The sequence below is a fragment of the Malikia spinosa genome (genome assembly GCF_002980625.1).
GTDB lineage: Bacteria > Pseudomonadota > Gammaproteobacteria > Burkholderiales > Burkholderiaceae_C > Malikia > Malikia spinosa.
The window spans coordinates 52,027-69,502 of record NZ_PVLR01000018.1 but is presented as its reverse complement, the minus strand read 5'-3'; the positions used below and the strand labels follow the sequence as shown (position 1 = coordinate 69,502).

Sequence of the window (17,476 nt, the reverse complement as noted above, 5' to 3'; positions counted from 1 at the left end):
CCTGCCGCATCGATACGGTTGCCTTCGACAAGACCGGCACATTGACCCTGGGCGAGCCCACGCTGAGCGCGTGGGTGGCCGCGCCCGGCGTGGACGAGGCCGGTGCCTTGCAGGCAGCCGCCGCGCTGCAGCGCCAGAGCGCGCATCCGCTGGCGCGGGCGGTGGTGCTGGCGGCCGAGGCCGTGCCTGAGGCACAGGCATTGACGGCCCAGGAGGTGCAGTCGGTGCCGGGACGCGGCAGCCATGGCCTGGTGCAGCAGGCCCATTTGCACCTGGGCAGCCTGCGCTGGATGGAAGAACTCGGTGCCGGGCTGGGCGAGCTTGGCGCTCGGGCCGAGGCCTTGCAGGCCGAGGGTGCGACCGTCTCGGCGCTCGCGCTGCAGCTGCCTGACGGCCGCTTTGCGCCGCTGGCCCTGTTCGCCTTTGCCGACCTGCCCAAGCCCGGTGCGCAGATCGCGGTCGCCCGCTTGCGCGCGCGCGGCCTTCGGCTGTCGATGATCTCGGGCGACAACCGGGGCGCGGCCGAGGCGATGGCGCGCCGGCTCGGGCTCAACCCCGATGCCGGCGAGGTGCTGGCCGAGGTGCTGCCCGGCGACAAGGCCGCGCGCATCGTTGCGCTCAAGCAGGGCGGTCATCAGGTGGCGATGGTCGGCGACGGCGTCAACGACGCGCCCGCGCTGGCCGCCGCCGATGTCGGAATCGCGATGGCCTCGACGCGCGGCGGCTCGGACGTCGCGATGCATGCGGCCGGCATCACGCTGATGCGCGGTGATCCGCGGCTGGTGGCGGCGGCGCTCGACATCTCGCGCCGCACGGTCAGCAAGATCCGGCAGAACCTGTTCTGGGCCTTTGCCTACAACGTGGCGGGGATTCCGCTGGCGGCACTGGGCTATCTGGACCCGGTGTTCGCGGGTGCCGCGATGGCGCTGAGTTCGGTCAGCGTGGTCGGCAACGCGCTGCTGCTCAAGCGCTGGCAGCCCGAGGCCTGAGCCGGCTGTTGTTTTGCTGCCAGCCGGTCGGGTTGGCGGTTGCCGGCAGCTTCTTTGCACCGCAAAATCCCTGGACAGCAGGGAGGAACGATGCGATGAGTGAAACACCGGATGGGTCCGGCGCCTTGCGGCTGCGGGCCGGCGACGCGCTGCTGTTGGTCGACTTGCAGCGCGACTTCCTGCCGGGTGGTGCGCTCGCGGTGCCGGATGGCGACCGGGTCGTTCCGGTGCTGGCGCGCTACCTCGACCGATTCGCGTCCCTGGGCTTGGCGATCTGCTGCACGCGCGACTGGCATCCGCCGGATCATGTCTCGTTTAGCAGCCGGGGCGGGCCCTGGCCGCCGCATGGCGTGGCCGGAACGCCCGGTGCGGAATTCGCTCCGGAGCTGCAACTGCCCGTTTCGACGCAGATCTTCTCGAAGGCGACCGAACCCGAGGCGGAAGCCTATTCGGGTTTCGAGGGCACCGGGCTCGCGGCCAGCCTGCACCGCCAGGGCATCAGCAGGCTGTTCGTCGGCGGCCTGGCGACCGACTACTGCGTCCAGGCCACCGTGCTCGACGCGCTGCGCGAAGGCTTCGAGGTCTTGCTGCTGGGCGATGCGGTGCGGGCGGTCGAGCTCGAGCCGGGTGACGGCGAGCGCGCCTTGCAGCTCATGCGACAGGCTGGTGCCCGCATCATCGGCTACGAGCAGCTTGCGGGGCAGGGCGCATGAAACAGGCGGCAGACAGTGCGCTGCTGACCGACCTCTACCAGCTCACGATGCTGCAGGCCTATCACGACGAGGGCCTGGACGGCAGCGCGGTGTTCGAGCTGTTCGTGCGTGCGCTGCCGGAGCAGCGCAACTTCCTGCTGCTCGCCGGCATCGAACAGGCACTGGCCTTCCTGGAGCAGCTGAGCTTCGACTCCGGCGAACTCGACTGGCTGCGCGCCACGGGCCGGTTCCGGACCGATTTTCTCGACTGGCTCAGCGAACTGCGCTTCACGGGCGAGGTGCACGCGATGCGCGAAGGCACGGTCTTCTTTGCCAACGAACCGGTGTTGCGGGTGCAGGCACCGATCGCGCAGGCGCAGCTGGTCGAGAGCCGGCTGCTGAACCTGATCCATTACGCCACGCTGGTCGCGAGCAAGGCCGCGCGCTGCCGGCTCGCCGCGCCCGACCGTCTGCTGGTCGATTTCGGGCTGCGGCGCGCACATGGCGCGGAGGCCGGACTGGTCGCAGCGCGCTCGAGCTATCTGGCCGGTTTTGCCGGCAGCGCGACCGTGCTGGCTGGCCAGCATTACGGCATCCCGGTGTTTGGCACCATGGCGCATTCCTACATCGAGGTCCATGAGCTCGAGGTGCAGGCCTTCCGGGCCTATGCGGATTCGCTGACCGGACTGCGCGGGCCGCTGATGCTGCTGATCGACACCTACGACACCGAGGCCGCCGCACGCAAGATCGTTGCGCTCGCGCCAGCGCTGGAGCGGCGTGGCGCGCGCATCGCGTCGGTGCGGCTCGACAGCGGCGACCTCGCCGCGCACGCGCGTCTGGTGCGGACGATATTCGACCAGGGCGGCCTGCAGGAGATCAGCATCTTCGCGAGCGGCAACCTCGACGAATGGCGCTTGCGCCAGCTGTTGCAGGCCAGCGCGCCGATCGACGGCTTCGGCGTCGGCACCGCGCTGAGCACCTCGGCCGACGCGCCAGCGCTCGACGCGGTCTACAAGCTGCAGAGCTATGCGGGCAAGCCACGGCGCAAGCGCTCCGAGGGCAAGGCGACCTGGCCCGGTGCCAAGCAGGTCTGGCGCTGCAGCGGGCCGGACGGACGCCTCGAACGCGATCTGGTGGCGCTGGCCGACGAGGCCGCGCCGGCCGGTGGACTGGCGCTGCTGCAGCCGGTCATGCGCGCGGGTCGTCGCCTCGCGCCGCCCGAACCGCTGGACGCGCTGCGCGCACATGCGGCGGCGCAGCTGGCCGCCTTGCCCGCACCGTTGCGCGGACTTGATGCCGTCGCAGCGGCGCAGGCCTATCCGGTGGCGATTTCGGACCCGCTGCAACAGCTCGCCGCCAGCCTGGACCGGCAGCCGCACTGAGCACCGATTCAGTCTGTGCGAGACTTGTTGTCCATGGACCAGGAAGAAATTGAACACCAGATCAACTGCATCCACGGCTGTCTGCTGGCGCATGAAATCGCGCTGCAGCTCGTGCTGAGCCACAGCCCGCAAGCGCTCGATGCGCTGCAGGGCATCGATCTCGCGCGGCTGGAAGCCAAGCTCAGGCCGCAGCCCCAGCTGTCAGATGCCACGATCAGGACCGCGATCGAGCAGCTGCGCCGTTTCCAGTCAGTCGGCGGCTGAAGCCGGCGTCGGCTGCCTGCCAAATGCGGTCCATCCAGCACATGACGGCAAAACCGACATCCAATTTCAGCAAACATGCGATATGTTCAAGCACTTGATCGCCTGTTAACTGTTACCCCTCACAAAATGTCACCAAAAATGCGAAGGCTTATGGTCGTGGCCATTGCGTCGTCGCTGGCGTTTGGTTTTACGTCAGTCCACGCGCTCCCGGGTCCGACTGCATGCATGTTTGTTGGGGTTGCAGGCCTTCATGTGCTTCCTGATGGCTCGCTCACTGACAGCCCGTCTCCCGATGAGCAAGAGCGTTATGTGCGGCTGACCCTTGAGTCTCGGGAACGGATCGCGAATACGTTTGGCGAGCCGAAGGCCAAGCCTGTTCTTGTGTACTTCAGCCGTCCGGATGGATTCGGTCCCTTCAAGCTAAATGCATTTGGCAGCACCCAATTCATCGGGCCGCATACTTGTGTGATGATCGGTCCGGCAGGGCAGAGCATTGATGTGGTTGCACACGAGTTGATGCATGCCGAGATCCACGAACGTGCCGGGTTCTGGAGCCGCTTCATGAAAATACCGACCTGGTTCGATGAAGGACTTGCCATGCAAGTCGATTTCCGGCCCAAATACCTACTCGCCGCAGAAGATGCGCATGGGTTGGACGAGGTGCGCCATTTGACCTCATTCTCATCGTTCTTCAGTGGCGGCGAACAGGTGATCATCAGCCACTACGCCAAGGCGCGTGTGCTGGTTGCCAACTGGGTCGAAAGAGTCGGAAGGGCTGCTGTCTATCAGCAGCTCCATCAGTTGCGCTACGGGCAATCCTTTGCAGAGGCCATCGAGTGACGGGCCAACACCAAGCGCAGCAGAGCTGCGCAAAAACCCGCATCGGCCAGTTATTCTGAATGCTACGGAATGTCCGATTCTTCGGGCCGGCAATTTCCGCTCGGGGTCAATGTCGTCCCCGGATGATGGCGTGGTGGAGCACAGCCGGAGTTCAGCCGCGCAGGAACAGCCCGATCGTCAGCAGGATGCCGATGCAGACCACCAGCACGCGCAGCAGCTTTTCGTTGATGCGGTGCAAGGCCCAGGAACCGGCCATGCCGCCGAGTACGGCGCCCGCGCCGAGCACCAGCGCCTCGCGCCAATGCGCTTCGGGCGACAGCACGAACAGCGCCACCGCCGAGGCGTTGATCACGCCGGCCAGCAGGTTCTTGGTCGCGGCCGCGTTACGTGCCGCCAGGCCGGCCATGGTGAGCGCGGCGAGCATCAGGAAGCCGATGCCGCCGCCGAAGTAGCCGCCATAGATCGCGATCAGGAACTGCATCAGCGCGGCAGGCAGTGGCCCGAGATGCGTACCCGGTGCCGATGGCTTGCGCAGGAAATTGCCCCAGGCGAAGACAGAAGTCGCGAACAGCACCAGCCAGGGCACCAACCGCGCGAAGACCGAGGACGGCGTGTTGAGCAGCAGCAGGCCGCCGAGCGCGCCTCCGGCCAGACTGATCCAGAACAGCGCCTTGAACGACAGCTGGCCGGCGCCGCTGGCGAGCTTGCGCCCGGCCAATCCGGTGCTGACCTGGGCCGGGAACAGCGCCAGCGTCGAGGTGATGTTGGCCGCCAGCGGCGACATGCCGGTCAGCATCAGCGCCGGCAGGGTGACGAAGGAGCCGCCGCCGGCGAGGGTGTTCTGCAATCCGGCCCAGAGACCGGCAAGGAAGACGATGGTGATCAGCATGGTGCGCGCGGAACTTGGACAAACCGTGAGCATAGCGGCATCATGGCAACGGGAAGGCGCGCGGGAATGGCGACTGCCACACGGCTTTGTGAGAGACTGCGCGTCCGCCAGATTTTCAAACCCTGTCCGCACAGAAACATAGACCCGATGAGTGATTGGAAAATCCAGCAAATGATCAAGGCCTCGGAGTGGCCACTGGCGCCCGAGCTGCTCGCGCCTGGCGCCGACTTCAACGCTCGCCTGGCTGACGGCCTGGTGCCGCTGCACTGGGCCTGCCAGCAGGGCAAGGCCGGCCTGGTCAAGTACATGATCGAGCAGGGTGCCAACATGCTGGACCGGACCGAGAAGGGACGCGGCCTGCTGGAACTGGCCACCGATTCCGAGAGCTTCCAGGTCGTGATGCTGGTGATCGACCAGCTCAAGCTGCTGGCCGCGCCGGCGCCCGACGAGGCCATGCGCAAGCGGCTGACCCATGTGTTCCGCAACGGCCACCCGAATTCGAAGAACCGGCTGCAGCAGACCTTCAAGGACTGGGATCGGATCAGCGGCAAGCCACGCACACCGGGGGCCCCATGAGCGACGACGACAGCCCGGAAGCGATCCAGGAACCGCGCCTGTGGAGTGACGGTCGCTGGACCGCGCGCGTGATCAAGAACGAGGACGACGACGGCTGGGCGGTGGCGATGCTGCTGCGCGGCCAGGACGAGCCCGCGCTGGTCGGCCCCTGGACCATGGGGCGCGACAAGAAGAACCCCAAGCCGCTCGATAGCGCCGCCTTCAACACCCTGGTCAAGACCGCCAGCGAGGTGATCAGGCGCCACGAGCAGCAGCTCCATGCCCAGCTCAACAAGAACGTCAGCGTCACGCTGCAGGGACAGCGGATCAAGGTGCTGCTGGCGATCCGGCCCGACGAGGAAGGCGCGACTGCCAGCCTGAGCGCCGAGAACGAGTTTGGCGAGGAACTGGCCCGGGTGCCGGTGTCGCCGGCCTTCAAGCTCAACGCGGGCAGCGCGCAGGCCTGGATCGAATCCGGCTTCGAGCGCCCGCGCTGAAGCGCGCGGGCTTGGACAAACCGCGAGTCTGGCCGCATCATCCTGATTGCAGCGGCTGACGGCAGCCCAGGCTGCAGGGAGGCGGGCAGGAAATGACGGATGACAGGCATGTCGCCGAGCAGTCGATTGCCGAGGCATTGCGCAGCCTGGGCAGTTCCGAGCTGGGGCTGACCTCGGCCCAGGCCGGGCACCGGCTGCAGGAATATGGCCCGAACCGGCTGGCCGAGATCGCGCAGGAAGCCCGCTGGCGCCGGCTGCTGCGCGAGTTCACCCATTTCTTCGCCATCATCCTGTGGATCGCAGCCGGCCTGGCGCTGTTCGCCGAGACCCGCAGCCCCGGCCAGGGCATGTGGCAGCTCGGGATCGCGATCCTGGCCGTGATCCTGGTCAACGGCCTGTTTGCCTACTGGCAGGAACATCGGGCCGGGCGCGCGATCGACGCCTTGCGCGAATTGCTGCCGCAGCAGGTCAAGGTCATGCGCGACGGTCAGATGCTCACGCTGGCCAGCGCCCAACTCGTGCCCGGTGACGTGATCCTGCTGGAGGCCGGCGACAACGTGCCGGCGGACTGCCGGCTGCTGACGGCGCAAGACCTGCGCGTCGATGCCTCGACCCTGACCGGCGAGTCGCTGCCGCAGGCCCGCAGCGCCGCTGCCGATCCCGAGCACGACCTGGTGCTTGAGCGGCGCAACCTGCTGCTGGCCGGCACCGCGCTGGTGTCGGGTGAAGGGCGGGCGGTCGTGTTTGCCACCGGCATGCAGACCGAGTTCGGCCAGATCGCCCGGCTGACGCAGACCGCGAGCAAGTCGGAATCCCATCTGCAGGAGGAAATCCGTCGCCTGTCGCGCCTGGTCGCGCTGCTGGCGTCGGGACTGGGCCTGGTCTTCTTCGGCGTGGGCCTGGCGCTGGAACTGCCGTTCTGGGCCAGCCTGATGTTCGCGATCGGCATCATCGTCGCCAACGTGCCCGAGGGGCTGATGCCCACGGTGACGCTGTCGCTGGCGATGGCGACCCAGCGCATGGCGCGCCGCCACGCACTGATCCGGCATCTGCCCGCGGTCGAGACGCTGGGCGCGACGACGGTGATCTGCACCGACAAGACCGGGACCATCACGCAGAACCGCATGACGGTGCGGCAGTTCTACCTCGACGGCCGGGTCCAGGACGCGGCGTCTGCCAGCAGCGGGCCGGCCGAACGGCAGTTGCTGCGCAACGCGGCGCTGTGTCACAGCCTCAAGGTGGGCCAGCGCGAGGGCCAGGCGGTCTGGCAGGGCGATCCGATGGAGCTGGCCCTGGCCGAGTTCGGCCGCCGCGCGCTGGATTGCTCGGACCTGAAGCTGCTCGGGATGATCGCCTTCGATGCCGACCGGCGCCGCATGTCGGTGACGGTCGAGCTTGATGGCCAACGCTGGCTCTTTTGCAAGGGCGCGCCCGAGGTGGTGCTGCCGCTGTGCGACTGCCTGGAACATGAGGGCCAGGTCTGTCCGCTGGCCGAGAGCGACCGGCTGGCCTTCGAGCAGGCCCAGCAGGCGATGGCGGACCGCGGCTTGCGCGTGCTGGCCTTCGCCTGCAAGCGGCTGGACCCTGACGCGCCGCCTGCCGAGCAGGGCCTGACGCTGTCCGGCCTGATCGGCCTGCACGATCCGCCGCGCCCCGGCGTGGCCGAGGCGATCGGGCGCTGCCAGGCGGCCGGCATCCGCGTCATCATGGTGACCGGCGATCACCCGCACACCGCGGTGGCGATCGCGCGCGAGATCGGGCTGGTGCGCAGCGAGCACCCGCGCGTCATCCTGGGCGAGTCGCTGCGTGGCATGGCGGCCGCGCAGCTGCAGACACTGCTCGAAAGCCCTGAACTGCTGTTCGCCCGCGTCAGCGCCGAGCAGAAGGCGCTGGTGGTCAATGCCCTCAAGCACAAGGGCGAGATCGTCGCGGTGACCGGCGACGGCGTCAACGACGCGCCAGCGCTCAAGTCGGCCCATATCGGCATCGCGATGGGGCTGTCGGGCACCGATGTCGCCAAGTCGGCTGCCGACATGATCCTGCTCGACGACCATTTCGCCAGCATCGTCAATGCGATCGAGGAGGGGCGGGCGGTGTTCGAGAACCTGCGCAAGTTCCTGACCTACATCCTGACTTCCAACATCCCGGAGCTGGTGCCCTATCTGGTCTATGTGCTGCTGGGCGTGCCGCTGCCGCTGACCATCATCCAGATGCTGGCGGTCGACCTCGGCACCGACTTGCTGCCGGCACTGGCGCTGGGTGCCGAACGGCCCGATGCAGCCGTGATGCAGCGACCGCCGCGCCCCGCAGCTGAGCGCCTGCTGTCCTGGGGGGTACTGGCACGCGCCTACCTCTGGCTCGGGCCGATGCAGGCGGTGATTTCGCTGTTCGTCTTCTTCCTTGTGCTGCAGCAGGGACGCTGGCAGTGGGGCGCGGCGCTGGGCGCCCACGAACCGCTCTACCTGCAGGCGACGACCGCCTGCCTGGCGGCGATCGTTGCGGCCCAGGTCGTCAACGTGTTCGTCTGCCGCCATCCGAGCGCGCCGGCCTGGTCGTTCAGCCTGCGCAGCAACCGGCTGCTGTGGCTCGGGGTCGGGGTCGAAATCGCGTTGCTGCTGCTGATCGTCTACAGCCCGCCGGGTCAGTGGCTGTTCTCGACGGCGGGGTTCGACCCAGCGCTCTGGTGGCTGATCGGGGCGCTGGCGGTCCTGGTCGGGCTGGCCGAGGAGGGCCGCAAGTGGCTGTTCAGGCGCTGGCGCCCGCGACAGCAGGCCGGGGGTTCCCGCGACTGAACGCTGGGTCGGCGGCCGTTGCCGGCCCAGCTCACCTCACCTTGGCACCAGGAAGCTGCTCTTCTCGAGCACCTGGTGGCCCGCCTGGTCGCCACTGAGCTGCTCGACCGCGAAATGGATGGCCAGGGCCTGGCCCGCCAGCGGTGCGGCCTGCTGCCCGGCCAGGCGCACGGTCGCGGTGACGGTGCGCTCCTCCATCGGTCCGAGTTCGATGCTGGGCGCGGCGGCCAGCGTCAGGCCTTCTGGTCCGGTGACGCCGATCCGGTAGCGCTGCACGCTTTCCTGGCTGTTCATGATCTGCAGGCGATAGGCGTTCTCGATCGCGCCTTGCTCGACCATCCGCGCCAGCACGCCCCGATCCCGCATCACATCGACGCGGAACGGACTGCGCTGGAGCAGGCCGGTCACGAAAGCCGTGCTGATGGCCAGCAGCAAGGCGCCATAGACCAGCACGCGCGGCCGCAGCGCCCGCTGCAGCACCCGGTCCCGGCCCCAGCCCTGCTCAAGGCCGGTCTGCGACGAGTAGCGGATCAGCCCGCGCGGGCTGCCGATCTTGTCCATCACCTCGTCGCAGGCGTCGATGCAGGCGGCGCAGCCGATGCAGTCGCTCTGCAAGCCGTCCCGGATGTCGATGCCGGTCGGGCAGACCTGGACGCACATCGTGCAGTTGATGCAGTCGCCGAGGCCGGCCGCCTGGGCATCGCTAGCGCGCGCACGCGAGCCGCGGGGTTCGCCCCGGGCGCTGTCGTAGCCGATGATCAGCGTGTCGCGGTCGAACATCACGCTCTGGAAGCGGCCGTAGGGGCACATGTGCTTGCAGACCTGCTCGCGCAGGTAGCCGGCATTGCCGTAGGTGGCCAGGCCGTAGAAGCCGATCCAGAAGGTCTCCCAGGGCCCGGTGTCCAGGCTGAGCACGAGGCCGCCGAGGGTCTGGATCGGCGTGAAGTAGCCGACGAAGGTGAAGCCGGTCCAGAGGCCGATCGCGATCCAGGTCGCCTGCTTGCCGGCCTTGCGTGCCAGCTTGGCCGCGGTCCAGGGCGCGGCATCGAGCCGCATGCGGGCACTCCGATCGCCTTCGAAGCGGCGCTCGACCCAGAGGTAGATCGCGGTGTAGACCGTTTGCGGGCAGGAAAAACCGCACCAGACCCGTCCGGCCACCGCCGTCACGAAGAACAGCCCGAGGGCGCAAATCACCAGCAGCACCGCCAGGTAGATGAAATCCTGCGGATAAAGCGCCAGCTTGAACAGGTAGAAGCGACGCGCATCGAGGTCGAACAGCACGGCCTGGCGATCGTTCCAGTTCAGCCAGGGCAGGCCGTAGAACAGCAGCTGGGTCAGCCAGACCATGGCCCAACGCCATCGGCTGAAGCGCCCGCTGCTGGCTCGGACATGGATCTTGATGGGGGCGGGCTGTAGGGTCGGAAACTGGGACATGGGGCGAACGGCTGGGAAAAGCCTCACTGTGCCGCTCTGGCATCTGATCGGTAAGATCCAGTTTCCTGAAAAATCACCGTATCAGTTGCAACATGAAGCTGTACGAGCGCTACGCCGAAGAAATCGCCGACCTGATCCGGGCCCAGGTGCTGCGCCCGGGCGACCGCCTGCCCTCGGTGCGCCAGGCGCGGCGCAACCGTCAGATCAGCGCCTCGACGGTGTTCGAGGCCTATTACCTGCTGGAGGCGCGCGGACTGATCCAGGCCCGCGCCCGATCCGGCTATTACGTCAATGCCTCCCAGCCGAGCAGCGAGCCGGGCACCGCGCGGCCCGTAGCGCAGTCGGCCGTGGTCGAGATCAGCGATCTGGTGTTCGAGGTGCTGGGGTCGACCCGCAACCCCGAGCTGGCACCGCTGGGTTCGGCCTTTCCGTCGCCGCTGCTGTTCCCGCTCGAAAAGCTCGCGCGCGGCCTGACCCCGGCCATGCGCCGCCTACCGCCCGAGCGGCTGACCGAATACCTGACGATCGGCGACGAGCAGCTGCGGCGCCAGATCACGCTGCGCTATGGCATCGAGGGCCTAGGCATAGCCGCGCATGAACTGGTGATCACGAACGGCGCCATGGAGGCGCTCAACCTGTGCCTGCAGGCAGTCACTGCTCCTGGCGACGTGGTCGCGGTCGAGTCGCCGACCTTCTACGCGGCGCTGCAGGCGCTCGAGCGGCTGAACCTGCGGGCGGTCGAAGTCGCGACCCATCCGCGTCACGGGATCGAGCTGGACTCGCTGGCCGAGGTGCTGCGGCGTCATCCGGTCAAGGCCTGCTGGTTCATGCCGAGCTTCCAGAATCCGCTCGGCAGCCTGATGCCACAGCAGAACCGGCAGGCGCTGGTGGAACTGCTGGCGCAGCATCGGGTGCCGCTGATCGAGGACGATGTCTATGGCGAGCTCTACTTCGGTCTGCAGCGCCCCTTGCCGGCCAAGGCCTACGACCGCCAGGGCTGGGTCATGCATTGCAGCTCGTTCTCGAAGAACCTGGCGCCCGGCTATCGCGTCGGCTGGGTGGCGGCCGGCCGCTTCGCGCCCCAGGTGCAGCGCCTGAAGCTGATGAGCACCCTGTCGACCGCCATTCCCTCGCAGCTGGCGCTGGCGGACTTCCTGCAGAGCGGTGGCTTCGACCGCCATCTGCGCCAGATGCGGCAGACGCTGGCCGAACGACAGGCCCTGGCCTTGCGGCTGATCGCCGAGCATTTCCCGCCCGGAACCCGGGTGACGCGGCCCGAGGGAGGCTACTTTCTCTGGGCCGAGCTGCCGCCTGCGGTCGATGCCCTGCGCCTGCAGCAGCTGGCGCTGGAGCAAGGCATCAGCGTGGCCCCGGGCCATCTGTTCTCGGCCGACCAACGGTTCAGCCATCACCTGCGGCTGAACTACGGCCATCCGGACCTGGCCCGGCTGGCGGCGGCATTGCCCGTGATCGGCCGGCTGGCGGCTGGGCTGGCTGCTGCGGCCAGCCGTTAGCCGAGCCATTGGCCGCCGTTGACCCACCAAGGGCCTGGCCTCATGATCGACGCTGCGATGAAGCCAGATACCGAACGCCTGCTGGAGCTGATCGCCGGGCTGTGCCGCGAGCTGCGGCCGGGCCAGCCGGTACCGGCGCTGACGCTGAATAGCGAGCTCGAACGCGATGCCGAGCTCGACAGCCTGGCACGCGCCGAACTGCTGGTCCGGATCGAGGCGGCCTTTGGCGTGCGGTTGCCGCAGCGGCTGATCGGCGAGGCGCAGACGCCGCGCGACTTCCTGCGCGCGCTGGCGACGGCGGACAGCCAGGCCCTGCCAGTGCCTGAATCCGCGCCTATGCTGGCGACGGGCGTAACGGGAACAGGCGAACCGGCCCCCGACCTGCTGGCGACACTGACCGAGGTGCTGGCTTGGCATGCCCAGAAGCAGCCCGAGCGCCTTCACCTGATCCTGCTCGATGAGGACGGCGCCGAACAGCGCCTGGGCTACGGCGAACTGCTGCAGCGGTCCCGCGCCGTCGCGGCCGGCTTGCAGGCACGCGACATCGTGCCCGGCGATGCGGTCGCGCTGATGCTGCCGACCGGGCTGGCATTCTTCCCCTGTTTTCTCGGCATATTGCTGGCTGGTGCGGTGCCAGTGCCGATCTACCCGCCGGCGCGGCCGTCCCAGCTCGAGGACCATCTGCGGCGCCACGCGGCCATCCTCGACAACGCCGGTGCCCGGTTGCTGATCGCCAGCGGCGAGGTCGCCTTGCCGGCCGGGCTGCTGCGCGGACTGGTGGCTGGACTGCGCGGCGTGGTGCTGGCCGACGATCTGCTGGCCTGCAGCGCCAGCCCGACCGAGGAGCCGGCAGCTGGCAAGGACCTCGCGCTGCTGCAGTACACCTCGGGCAGCACCGGCAACCCCAAGGGCGTGACGCTGACCCACGCCCAGCTGCTGGCCAACATCCGCGCGATGGCACGCGCCGCCCAGGTCGGGCCGGACGATGTGTTCGTGAGCTGGCTGCCGCTGTATCACGACATGGGGCTGATCTGCGCCTGGCTGTCCTGCCTGGTCTACGCGATTCCCTTCGTCGTGATGTCGCCGCTGCGTTTCCTGGCGGCGCCGCAACGCTGGCTGCAGGCGATCCACGACTACCGCGGCACGCTGTCGGGCGCGCCCAACTTTGCCTACGAACTCTGCCTGCGCCGCGTACCCGAAGAACTGCTCAGCAAGCTCGACCTGTCTGGCTGGCGCATCGCGTTCAACGGCGCCGAGCCGGTCAACCCCGGCACGATGGAGCGCTTCGCGGCGCGCTTTGCCGCCTGCGGACTCGACGGACAGGCGCTGGCGCCGGTCTACGGCCTGGCCGAATGCGCGGTCGGGCTCGCGTTCACGCCGCAGCGCGGGCTGCAGGTCGACCGCATCGAGCGGGCGGCGTTCTCGACCCTGGGCCAGGCGATCCCGGCCGCGCCCGACGACCCGAACCCGCTGCGCTTCGTCGCCTGCGGCCAGCCGCTGCCGGGCTACGAACTGCGCGTGGTCGACGCCAGCGGCGCCGAGCTGCCCGAACGGCGCGAGGGCCGGCTGCAGTTCCGCGGCCCGTCGGCAACCGCCGGCTACTGGCGCAACCCACAGGCCAACGCCCAGCTGTTCTGCGACGGCTGGCTCGACACCGGCGACTACGCCTATCTGGCGGGCGGCGAGCTTTACCTGACTGGCCGTTCTAAGGACATCGTGATCAAGGCCGGCCGCAACATCTACCCGCAGGAGGTCGAGGAGGCCGTGGGCCGGATTGCCGGCGTGCGCCCCGGCTGCGTCGCAGTCTTCGGCAGCCCCGACCCGGCCAGCGGCACCGAGCGGCTGGTCGTCGCCGCCGAGACCCGACTCACCGAAGCCGCCGCGCTGGCCGCCTTGCGCCAGGCGATCCAGGACCAGGTGGTCGAACTGCTCGGGCTGCCGGCCGACGAGATCTGGCTGTCCGCGCAGCGTATCGTGCTCAAGACCTCGAGCGGCAAGGTGAGGCGCGCCGCCAGCCGGGCGCTGTTCGAACAGGGCCTGTCAGAAGCCAAGCCGCGCGCGGCCTGGCTGCAACTGGCGCGGGTCTTCCTGGCAGGCGCGCTGCCCAGGTTCAGGCGGCTGGTCACGCTGGTTAGCGAGCGGCTGGCTGGCGCCTGGGCTGTTACGGCCTTCAGCCTGCTCGCGCTGCCGGTCTGGCTCGGGGTCGCGCTGACACGCCAACCCGCTTCGGCCTGGCGGCTGCTGCACCACGCGGCCCGGCTATGGCTGGCGCTGGCCGGCATCAAGCACGAAATCGTCGACCAGTCCGGGCCAGCTACAGCCAATGCCAGGCTGCTGGTCGCGAACCACGCCAGCTACCTCGATGGCCTGGTGCTGATCGCCGCGCTGCCGGCGCCGGGCTGGCGCTTCGTCGCCAAGCGCGAGCTGATCCGCAACTTCTGGTCGCGCGTCTTGCTGCAAAAGCTCGGCTGCGAGTTCGTCGAACGCTTCGACCTGCAGCAGGGCCTGGCCGACGCCGAGCGACTGTCCGAGGCGGCGCAACATGGCCACCGGCTCGCGGTTTTCCCCGAAGGGACCTTCACGCGCGCGCCGGGGCTGCGACCGTTCCACATGGGCGCCTTTGTCACGGCGGCACGCGCCGGCCTGGCACTACAGCCGGTGGCGCTGGCCGGCACCCGTGACCGGCTGCGTGACGGCCACTGGCTGCCCAGGCGCGGAACGGTGCGCGTCACGCTCGGTCCGGTGCTGGACCCTGGCCCGCTGCCAGGCAGCGAATGGGAACGGGCGCTGGTGTTGCGCGATGCCGCACGCGCCACGATCCTGGCCGGCTGCGGTGAACCTGACTTGCAGCGCTGACCGGCCTGAGCCTCAGCCTCAGCCCCCCAACGCCGCGCGCCGGCCGCGTTCGGCATTCACGCCCGCCAGCAGCGCCAGCCCGATCACGAAATAGCTGCCAGTCGCCAGGATCGCCAGCCGGTGGTCGCCGCCGCTGAGCCAGCTCACCGCGCCATAGGTCAGCGGTCCGAGGATCGACGACAGCTTGACTGCCAGCCCCCAGAGGCCGAAGAACTCGCCATGCCGGCTCTCGGGTGCCAGATAGCCGACCAGCGCGCGCGCGGCCGACTGGCTGGCGCCCAGGCACAGGCCAGCGATATTGGCCGCGATCCAGAACGGCGTCGGCCCCTGCGCCGACCAGGCCAGCAGCACCATGACGATCCAGCCGACCAGCGTCAGCGCGATCGCGCGCACATGGCCGATGCGGTCCTGCCAGCGCCCGAAGGCCAGCGCGCCGAGCGCAGCCGTGATGTTGACCAGGAAGATCAGCTGGATCGTGTCGGCGGTGGAAAAGCCCATCGCCTGCTCGGCATAGATTGCCGCCAGCGCGATCACGGCCTGGATGCCAGCCTGGTAGAACACGATGCAGAGCATGAAGCGGCGCATGTCGCGGTAGCGGCCGGCCTGGCGCAGCGTGGCCAGCACCCGGCTCCAGGCCGATTCGGTGCTCTGGGGCTGCGGCGTCGCGCGCTCGCGCAGCAGCAGGAAGGTCGGCAGCGACGCCAGCGCAAACAGCGCGGCCGTGATCAGCATGCAGATCGGAACGAAGTGCGCGGCACCCTGACCATTGGCCTGGGCCCAGGTGATGTAGCCCAGGCAGGCGCCCAGGCTGACCAGTCCGCCGACATAGCCCAGGCCCCAGCCCCAGCCCGAGACCTGGCCCAGGCTGTCGGGCTCGGCGAGCTCGGGCAGGAAGGCAGCGATCAGGTTCTCGCCGCTGCCGAAGCAGAAATTCGACAGCACGACAAAGGCCAGCGCCAGCGCGACCGCCCCCGGACCGGCCAGCGCCAGCCCGACGGTGCCGAGCACGCAGCCCAGCGTGGTCCAGGCCAGCAGCCGCTTCTTGCCCGCGTGCGTGTCGGCCCAGGCACCGAGCAGCGGCGCGCTCAGCAGGATCAGCGCGTAGGACAGCGACAGCGCAGCAGTCCAGGCGAAGGTGGCCCAGGGCGCACCGCCCGCCACCACCGAGACGAAATAGGCGTTGAACACCGCCGTGATCACGACCGTGGTGTAGCCCGAGTTGGCGAAGTCGTACATGGCCCAGGCCCAGGCTTCGCGCTTGCGCACGCCGGGGCGCAGCGGGCCGGTGCTCGCAGCCTGCCGGGTAGCAGTGGCGGTGGCAGCGGTAGCCGCAGCGGAGGAGGGCGGGATGTCGGGGCGGTGGAGGTCGGACATGGGGGCGATGTTAGCCCCGCGCTGCGACAGCCAGCCGCCCCCGGGCCGTCAAGCCCGTGCCGGCAGCACCTGACCCCAGCACTCGCCAAAGCCGATGCGCGCAGCACCCGCCTGCTCGCACCAGCCGCGCAGCACCACCGCGTCGCCATCCTCAAGGAAGGTGCGGCTCTCGCCGTTGGGCAGTGCGATCGGGTGCTTGCCACCGCTGGTCAGCTCGATCAGCGCACCGGCCTGGTCCAGCGTCGGACCCGACAGGGTGCCGCTGCCGAACAGGTCGCCCGGCTGCAGGTTGCAGCCGTTGACGGTGTGATGGGTCACCATCTGCGCCACGGTCCAGTAGGCATGGCGGTAGCTGGTGCGGCAGAGCTGCGCGTCGGACTGGCCGGCGGCACGCATCTGGTCGGTCAGCAGCCCGACCTGCAACTGGATGTCGAACGAACCGCCTTGACGGTTCGCTGCGCTGTCCAGATAGGGCAGCGGTTGCGGGTCGCCCTCGGGCCGGGTGAACGGCACGCGGTACGGCGCCAGCGCCTCCAGCGTCACGATCCACGGCGAGACGGTTGACGCAAAGTTCTTCGACAGGAAGGGCCCGAGCGGCTGGTATTCCCAGGCCTGGATGTCGCGCGCCGACCAGTCGTTGAGCAGGCAGATGCCGAACACATGGTTTTCCGCGTCCTCGATGCCGATCGGTGAACCCTGCTCATTGCCCTGGCCGATGAAGATGCCGAGCTCCAGCTCGATGTCCATGCGCTTGCTCGGCGCCAGCACTGGGGCTTCGGCATCGGGAGCCTTGAGCTGGCCCTTCGGGCGCGGGAAGGCCTGGCCCGAGATGCCGATGCTCGACGCGCGGCCGTGATAGCCGATCGGCACCCATTTGTAGTTGGGCATCAATGGGTTGTCCGGGCGGAACAGCTTGCCGATATTGGTTGCGTGGTGCACCGAGGTGTAGAAGTCGGTGTAGTCACCGATCTGCGCCGGGACGGTGTATTCGACTTGCGCCTGCGCGACCAGACAGCCACGCAAGGCCTCCACCGCCGTACCGGCCACGTCTGGCGCGTCGGCCTTGAGCAGATCGAACAGGCCGTGGCGCAGCGCCTGCCAGGCCGCCGGGCCAAGGGCCATCAGCGGATTCAGGCTGGCACCGGCACCCGCCAGCGCGGCCTCGGCCGCCAGGCCTTGCAGCGCACCGGCCGCGCCCAACTGCGCCAGGTCGATGACCTGGTCGCCGATGGCGACGCCGCCGCGGAACGCTGCGCCGGAACCCCGGCGCCGGAAGACACAGAACGGCAGGTTCTGGATCGGGAAATCGCTGCCCGCTGCGTTGGCGGACTGAACCCAGCTGCGGGCGGCCGGGTCGTGGGTGTGATTGAGCAGGCTCATGAGTGTTGGAATAAGGTC

At 68.7% G+C, this 17,476-nt stretch carries 14 protein-coding genes; 10 read left to right on the top strand and 4 right to left on the bottom strand.

Translation table 11 applies throughout. The features are described 5' to 3' along the window. The 5 genes from C6P61_RS07620 to C6P61_RS07600 all read left to right on the top strand — a co-directional run. Window positions 1-989 (top strand): HAD-IC family P-type ATPase (locus tag C6P61_RS07620; protein WP_146114994.1); only part of this gene is annotated, 989 nt, incomplete at its 5' end. Window positions 990-1,084: 95 nt separating this feature from the next. Continuing rightward, the gene (locus C6P61_RS07615) at window positions 1,085-1,702 is read left to right on the top strand and encodes a nicotinamidase (RefSeq protein ID WP_105729332.1); all 618 of its coding nucleotides are present in this window, start codon (window positions 1,085-1,087) and stop codon (window positions 1,700-1,702) included. Further along, window positions 1,699-3,063 (top strand): nicotinate phosphoribosyltransferase, encoded by a 1,365-nt coding sequence (locus tag C6P61_RS07610; protein ID WP_105729331.1) that lies wholly within the window; start codon window positions 1,699-1,701, stop codon window positions 3,061-3,063. The genes C6P61_RS07615 and C6P61_RS07610 overlap by 4 nt, the downstream gene beginning before the upstream one ends. A gap of 33 nt (window positions 3,064-3,096) precedes the next feature. Then, complete coding sequence (locus tag C6P61_RS07605) at window positions 3,097-3,327, top strand: hypothetical protein (RefSeq protein WP_105729330.1); 231 nt, start codon at window positions 3,097-3,099, stop codon at window positions 3,325-3,327. A 126-nt stretch (window positions 3,328-3,453) separates the two neighbouring features. Beyond that, window positions 3,454-4,167, top strand: a complete 714-nt coding sequence (locus tag C6P61_RS07600) for a hypothetical protein (protein WP_146114993.1) — start codon at window positions 3,454-3,456, stop codon at window positions 4,165-4,167. Window positions 4,168-4,318: 151 nt separating this feature from the next. Here C6P61_RS07600 and C6P61_RS07595 read toward each other — a convergent pair whose 3' ends face one another. Next, complete coding sequence (locus C6P61_RS07595) at window positions 4,319-5,056, bottom strand: sulfite exporter TauE/SafE family protein (RefSeq protein ID WP_425319737.1); 738 nt, start codon at window positions 5,054-5,056, stop codon at window positions 4,319-4,321. A gap of 147 nt (window positions 5,057-5,203) precedes the next feature. Here C6P61_RS07595 and C6P61_RS07590 point away from each other — a divergent pair, with 147 nt between their 5' ends. The 3 genes from C6P61_RS07590 (at window position 5,204) to C6P61_RS07580 (ending at window position 8,900) form a co-directional block, all read left to right on the top strand. Beyond that, window positions 5,204-5,632, top strand: a complete 429-nt coding sequence (locus C6P61_RS07590) for an ankyrin repeat domain-containing protein (protein WP_146114992.1) — start codon at window positions 5,204-5,206, stop codon at window positions 5,630-5,632. Then, the gene (locus tag C6P61_RS07585; RefSeq protein ID WP_105729327.1) at window positions 5,629-6,108 is read left to right on the top strand and encodes a hypothetical protein; all 480 of its coding nucleotides are present in this window, start codon (window positions 5,629-5,631) and stop codon (window positions 6,106-6,108) included. The genes C6P61_RS07590 and C6P61_RS07585 overlap by 4 nt, the downstream gene beginning before the upstream one ends. A gap of 92 nt (window positions 6,109-6,200) precedes the next feature. Further along, complete coding sequence (locus C6P61_RS07580; protein WP_105729326.1) at window positions 6,201-8,900, top strand: cation-translocating P-type ATPase; 2,700 nt, start codon at window positions 6,201-6,203, stop codon at window positions 8,898-8,900. Window positions 8,901-8,936: 36 nt separating this feature from the next. On the opposite strand, the gene ccoG is transcribed toward C6P61_RS07580, so the two are convergent. Next, on the bottom strand, window positions 8,937-10,334 hold the full coding sequence (gene ccoG / locus C6P61_RS07575; RefSeq protein ID WP_105729325.1) for a cytochrome c oxidase accessory protein CcoG: 1,398 nt from the start codon (window positions 10,332-10,334) through the stop codon (window positions 8,937-8,939). A 92-nt stretch (window positions 10,335-10,426) separates the two neighbouring features. Between ccoG and C6P61_RS07570 the strand changes: the two genes are divergently transcribed. Both C6P61_RS07570 and C6P61_RS07565 read left to right on the top strand, forming a co-directional pair. Further along, window positions 10,427-11,848: an aminotransferase-like domain-containing protein gene (locus C6P61_RS07570; protein ID WP_105729324.1), complete on the top strand. Its 1,422-nt coding sequence runs from the start codon at window positions 10,427-10,429 to the stop codon at window positions 11,846-11,848. A 42-nt stretch (window positions 11,849-11,890) separates the two neighbouring features. Further along, window positions 11,891-14,704 (top strand): AMP-binding protein, encoded by a 2,814-nt coding sequence (locus tag C6P61_RS07565; protein ID WP_105729323.1) that lies wholly within the window; start codon window positions 11,891-11,893, stop codon window positions 14,702-14,704. Between the two features lie 18 nt (window positions 14,705-14,722). Here the strand turns inward: C6P61_RS07565 and C6P61_RS07560 are convergent, their stop codons facing one another. Both C6P61_RS07560 and fahA read right to left on the bottom strand, forming a co-directional pair. Then, the gene (locus C6P61_RS07560; RefSeq protein ID WP_105729322.1) at window positions 14,723-16,078 is read right to left on the bottom strand and encodes an MFS transporter; all 1,356 of its coding nucleotides are present in this window, start codon (window positions 16,076-16,078) and stop codon (window positions 14,723-14,725) included. 48 nt (window positions 16,079-16,126) lie between these two features. Further along, on the bottom strand, window positions 16,127-17,458 hold the full coding sequence (gene fahA / locus C6P61_RS07555) for a fumarylacetoacetase (RefSeq protein ID WP_105729321.1): 1,332 nt from the start codon (window positions 17,456-17,458) through the stop codon (window positions 16,127-16,129). Between the last annotated feature and the right edge of the window lie 18 nt (window positions 17,459-17,476).

Coding starts and splice junctions, on each gene's coding strand:
- C6P61_RS07615 (WP_105729332.1), top strand. CDS start 1,085: ATGAGTGAAACACCGGATGGGTCCGGCGCCTTGCGGCTGCGGGCCGGC.
- C6P61_RS07610 (WP_105729331.1), top strand. CDS start 1,699: ATGAAACAGGCGGCAGACAGTGCGCTGCTGACCGACCTCTACCAGCTC.
- C6P61_RS07605 (WP_105729330.1), top strand. CDS start 3,097: ATGGACCAGGAAGAAATTGAACACCAGATCAACTGCATCCACGGCTGT.
- C6P61_RS07600 (WP_146114993.1), top strand. CDS start 3,454: ATGTCACCAAAAATGCGAAGGCTTATGGTCGTGGCCATTGCGTCGTCG.
- C6P61_RS07595 (WP_425319737.1), bottom strand. CDS start 5,056: ATGCTGATCACCATCGTCTTCCTTGCCGGTCTCTGGGCCGGATTGCAG.
- C6P61_RS07590 (WP_146114992.1), top strand. CDS start 5,204: ATGAGTGATTGGAAAATCCAGCAAATGATCAAGGCCTCGGAGTGGCCA.
- C6P61_RS07585 (WP_105729327.1), top strand. CDS start 5,629: ATGAGCGACGACGACAGCCCGGAAGCGATCCAGGAACCGCGCCTGTGG.
- C6P61_RS07580 (WP_105729326.1), top strand. CDS start 6,201: ATGACGGATGACAGGCATGTCGCCGAGCAGTCGATTGCCGAGGCATTG.
- ccoG (WP_105729325.1), bottom strand. CDS start 10,334: ATGTCCCAGTTTCCGACCCTACAGCCCGCCCCCATCAAGATCCATGTC.
- C6P61_RS07570 (WP_105729324.1), top strand. CDS start 10,427: ATGAAGCTGTACGAGCGCTACGCCGAAGAAATCGCCGACCTGATCCGG.
- C6P61_RS07565 (WP_105729323.1), top strand. CDS start 11,891: ATGATCGACGCTGCGATGAAGCCAGATACCGAACGCCTGCTGGAGCTG.
- C6P61_RS07560 (WP_105729322.1), bottom strand. CDS start 16,078: ATGTCCGACCTCCACCGCCCCGACATCCCGCCCTCCTCCGCTGCGGCT.
- fahA (WP_105729321.1), bottom strand. CDS start 17,458: ATGAGCCTGCTCAATCACACCCACGACCCGGCCGCCCGCAGCTGGGTT.